General features: G+C 68.0%; 4 protein-coding genes and 1 tRNA gene. 2 read left to right on the top strand and 3 right to left on the bottom strand.

Annotated elements, in window-relative coordinates; translation table 11 throughout:
- Window positions 1-141 precede the first annotated feature (141 nt).
- Window positions 142-217: transfer RNA gene (locus ACLP25_RS30540), tRNA-Lys, on the bottom strand.
- 204 nt (window positions 218-421) lie between these two features.
- The gene (gene lipA, locus ACLP25_RS30535) at window positions 422-1,396 is read right to left on the bottom strand and encodes a lipoyl synthase (RefSeq protein WP_442472844.1); all 975 of its coding nucleotides are present in this window, start codon (window positions 1,394-1,396) and stop codon (window positions 422-424) included.
- 263 nt (window positions 1,397-1,659) lie between these two features.
- Here lipA and ACLP25_RS30530 point away from each other — a divergent pair, with 263 nt between their 5' ends.
- Together ACLP25_RS30530 and ACLP25_RS30525 are read left to right on the top strand one after the other, a co-directional pair.
- Complete coding sequence (locus tag ACLP25_RS30530; protein ID WP_442472843.1) at window positions 1,660-3,177, top strand: ArnT family glycosyltransferase; 1,518 nt, start codon at window positions 1,660-1,662, stop codon at window positions 3,175-3,177.
- Between the two features lie 54 nt (window positions 3,178-3,231).
- The gene (locus ACLP25_RS30525) at window positions 3,232-4,101 is read left to right on the top strand and encodes an SDR family NAD(P)-dependent oxidoreductase (protein WP_442472842.1); all 870 of its coding nucleotides are present in this window, start codon (window positions 3,232-3,234) and stop codon (window positions 4,099-4,101) included.
- Window positions 4,102-4,273: 172 nt separating this feature from the next.
- Here the strand turns inward: ACLP25_RS30525 and ACLP25_RS30520 are convergent.
- The coding region (locus tag ACLP25_RS30520) for a hypothetical protein (RefSeq protein WP_442472841.1) at window positions 4,274-4,543 on the bottom strand (270 nt) is incomplete at its 5' end.

Below are 4,543 nucleotides of genomic sequence, written 5' to 3'. Positions count from 1 at the left end.
CTATCGGGCGCGGGAGTATGATGGACCGGCACTGTACGCCGACGCGGGCAAAACGCTTCACGCGCGGACCGTCAGCAGTTGTCGGAGGACATGCCGCTCGACCGATCCACGAAGCAGCACGCTGTGACTCTTGTCTCTGCTTGGTGAGCGCGGTGGGAATCGAACCCACGACCCTCTGATTAAAAGTCAGATGCTCTACCTATTGAGCTACGCGCTCGCGCCAGACGCCAAGGCGCTCCGTGCCTACCGCGTCAGCCTCCGAGGGTCAATTGCAAACCGCGGCTGTCCGCGCACGGAAAAAAGCAGGGCGCGGCGCAGCGGCCTTTGTGCTTCGCCCTTCCGCCGCGCCTCACGCAATCGAGGCCTTCGGCGGCGGCGCGGCGCTGGCCGGGTCCGGGAGGCTTTGCCAGCGCGCCCCCAGTCAGCCGCGCGCGAAGACTGACGCCGAGCGCGCCGCTTTCAGCTTGGCGAAATCCTCGCCGGCGTGATGCGACGAGCGGGTCAGCGGCGAGGACGAGACAAGCAGAAAGCCCTTGACCGCCGCGATCGTCGCGTATTCGGCGAATTCCTCCGGGGTGACGAACCGCATCACCGGGTGGTGCTTCGGCGTCGGCTGGAGATATTGGCCGATGGTCAGGAAATCGACATCGGCCGAGCGCATGTCGTCCATCATCTGCAAGACCTCGTTGCGCTCCTCGCCGAGGCCGACCATCACGCCCGACTTGGTGAAGAGCGTCGGGTCGAGTTCCTTGGCGCGCTGCAACAGCCGCAGCGAATGGAAATAGCGTGCGCCGGGCCGAACGCCGAGATACTTCGACGGCACGGTCTCGAGATTGTGGTTGAAGACGTCCGGTTTCGCTTCGACGACGGTCTCTAGCGCCCCCTGCTTGCGCAGGAAATCGGGCGTCAGCACCTCGATCGTCGTCCCAGGCGCCGCCTCCCGGATCGCGCGGATGGTTTTTCCGAAATGCCCGGCCCCGCCGTCGGCCAGGTCGTCGCGGTCGACCGAGGTCACCACGACGTGTTTGAGCCCAAGTTTGGCGACCGCGTCGGCGACCCGCGCGGGCTCCCCGAAGTCGAGCGGGTTCGGCAGGCCGGTCGCGACGTTGCAGAAGGCGCAGGCGCGGGTGCAGGTCTCGCCCATGATCATGAAGGTCGCGTGGCGCTTGTCCCAGCATTCGCCGATGTTGGGACAGCTCGCCTCCTTGCAGACCGTGGTGAGCTTGTGCTCGCGCACCAGCGCCCGCGTCTCGGCGAAGACGGGCGATCCCGGCGCCTTGACGCGGATCCAGGCGGGCTTCCGAGCGACCGGGTTGTCCGGCCGGTGCGCCTTCTCGGGATGGCGGGGACGCTCAGGCCGCGGGCTTTCCGCGACGGTGTCGATGAGCCGGGTCATGACGGTTATGTAGGGCCGGCCCCGGCGGCGGTCAAACGCATGGCTTCGCCCATTCGTCCGCGGGGCGCACCGAACGGAGCCTCGCATTCTTGTGCTACGCATCAAGGCGGACCTGGGGCGCGATCGACACCGTCGGGCTCGATCCGTTCGGTAACGCCATCCGCTTCTGCGAACCGATCGAGCCCGACGGAGCGGCCTGACGCAGATCAAGCAAGGTGTGCGCGATTCCGCTAGGGTGACCCGGTCCTGAGGATCCTGCGGCCATGTCCGGTCGAGCGTTTCGCGTCGTTCTCGACCACCCGGCGATCGCGCTCGGCCTCGTCGCGCTCGGGGTGCATCTCTGGGTGAACGGTTCCTACGGCTATTTCCGCGACGAGCTCTATTTCATCGTCTGCGGGCGCCATCCGGCGTGGGGCTATACCGACCAGCCGCCGCTGACGCCGTGGATCGCAGCGGCGTCGCAGGCGGCCTTCGGCTCGCTCCGGGGCTTGCGGCTCGTTCCGGCGTTGTCGTCGGCGGCGCTGGTCGCCCTCACGGCAGAGGCGGCGTCCATGCTCGGCGGCGGGCTCTACGCCCGCTGGCTCGCCGGCCTCACCGCGCTCGTCGGCGGCTTTTTCCAGGCGGTCGGAGCCCTCTTGACGACCGACTCGCTGCAGCCCCTGGCGTGGCTCGCCGTCGCGCTCTGCATCATCAAGGCCGAGCGGGACGACGATCCGCGCTGGTGGTATGCCGCGGGCGCGATCGGAGGCGCGGCCTTCCTCGCCAAGTACACGGTCGCGCTCTATCTCGCCTCGCTCGCGCTCGCTCTGCTTTTGACCCCGCAGCGGCGGCTGCTCGCGCGATGGGAGCCCTGGACGGCGGGCGCGTTCGCTGCCGCCATCGCCGCGCCGAATCTCGTGTGGCAGGCTGAGAACGGCTGGCCTTTCGTTGCGCACACCGCCGTGCTGGCGGCGGAAAAGAACATTCCCTTTTCGCCGGCGTCGTTCCTTTTGCAGGAGGTGGTGATCCTCGGTCCCGCCACGGCGCCCGTGTGGATCGCGGGGCTCGCCGCCTTCGCGTTCTGGCCGCGCTTCGCGGCCTATCGCTGGGTCGCGATCAGCTGGGCGATCCTGATCGCCGCGGCGCTGATCGGGCGCGGAAGGCCCTATTACATCGCCCCGGCCTACGCGCTTCTCATGGCCGGCGGCTCCGTGGCCCTCGAAGCCTGGCTGCCGCGCGTCGCCAAACCCGTGCTTGCGGCCGTGGTCTTCGTCGTGGGCGCGCTCTTTGCGCCCCTGTTCCTCCCCATCCTGCCGGTCGACGCCTTTATCGCCTATCAGCATGCGCTCGGCTTCAGGCCAAGCACCGGCGAAAGGCTCAAGCTCGGCGAACTGCCGCAATATTACGCAGACCAGTACGGCTGGCCCGACATCGCCAAAGCGCTCGGCGAGGCCTATCAGACCCTGCCTCCCGAGGACCGGGCCCGCGCCGCGGTCTTCGCCTGGAACTACGGGGACGCCGCGGCGGCCGACGTCTTCGGCGCGCCCTGGTCCCTGCCCCCCGCGATCAGCGGCCACGAGAATTATTATCTGTGGGGCCCGCGCGGCGCGGACGGCAGCGTCGTGCTGGTGTACGGGGGCCAGCGCGAGTGGCTCGTCCCGATGTGCCGCACGGTCGAGCCGGTCGGCCATGTCGACAATCCGTACGGCATGCCGGAGGAGTCCGGACAGACCGTCTGGCTTTGCCGCGACGTGCGCGCGCCGTTCGAAAAACTCTGGCCAAAGCTGCGTCACTTCGGGTGAGCGCCATCCAAACGCATTCGGCGGCGTATAACGAATGTCGCAGCAGGAGGGGCCATGTCCGCCGATTCGAGCAAGACCGTCGTCGTCACCGGCGCGTCCACCGGCATCGGCTGGGGATGCGTGAAGGTTCTGACCGAAGACGGCTGGCGCGTCTTCGCCGCCGTGCGCCGGACGGAGGACGCCGAGCGTCTCACAGCGGCGTTCGGCGACGCGGTCCGGCCGCTCATCCTCGACGTCACCGACTCGAAGGGGGTCGCGGCCGCAGCGTCCGAAGTGGACGCCGCGCTCGGCGGCAAGACCCTGGCAGGCCTCGTCAACAACGCGGGGATCGCCGTGGCCGGCCCCCTGCTCCATCTCAAGATCGAAGCCTTCGAGCGTCAGCTCGCCGTCAACCTGACCGGTCCCCTGATCGTCACGCAGGCCTTCGCCCCGCTCCTCGGCGCCGACCGGTCGCGGTCCGGTCCGCCCGGACGCATCGTCATGATGTCGTCGGTCGGCGGGCTCAGCGCCCCTCCGTTCGTCGGCGCCTACAGCGCGTCGAAATTCGGGCTCGAAGGCCTGTCGGAGTCGTTGCGCCGCGAGCTGATGCTCTACGGAATCGACGTCGTGATCATCAACCCGGGCGTCGTCGCCACCCCGATCTGGGGCAAGTCCGGCCGCGTCAATGCGGACTTCGCCGGCACGCCGTACGCCGCCGCCGTCGCCAAGGTGAAGGCCACCATGCTCGCCATGGGCAAGGCGGGCCTGCCGCCCGAGCGGATCGGCGAAGCCGTCCGGACGGCGCTCTCCGCGCAGCGGCCGAAGGTTCGCTATATCGTGACGCCGACGCCCCTCCAGGACTTTTTCGCCCGAAACCTGCCGAAGCGTCTTGTCGACCGCCTGATGGCCGACCGGCTCGGGCTTGCGCCCTCGTGCCGCCGCTGACGCGCCCGCGCTTCCGGCGCGGGCGCCAATGCTACATCCTGCCCGGCAGCGTCATGGGATCGAATTTAACCATCTTGGCCTTCCGGTATTCCTGCGGCGTCTTCACCTGGAGAACGAGAAAACCTTTGTCGCCGGGGACTTCGACCATCACCAGTCCGCCGTAACCCTCGAACTAGCTCCTGAGCTTGCCGTCGTTGGTGTATTCTTTCAGGACGGTTTCGTCGGCTTTTTTGACCTCGCCGTTATTCACTCCGCAGACCGTCCCGTCGCCGTTGCTGATCACCCAGTGGCCGTTCCAGCCTCCCTTCCCGGTGTTCTCATCCCACAAGTGAATGACGAACCCTTTCTGGACGGCCGGCAGCACGCTGTCGCTCTTGAACGGGGCGGCTGGATCCCACACGACCTCGCCGTCGCCGAACAGCTCTTTGAGCGGCCCGCTGCC

The sequence above is a fragment of the Roseiarcus sp. genome, assembly GCF_052145395.1.
Lineage (GTDB): Bacteria > Pseudomonadota > Alphaproteobacteria > Rhizobiales > Beijerinckiaceae > Roseiarcus.
This window is presented reverse-complemented; position numbering and strand designations above follow the sequence as displayed.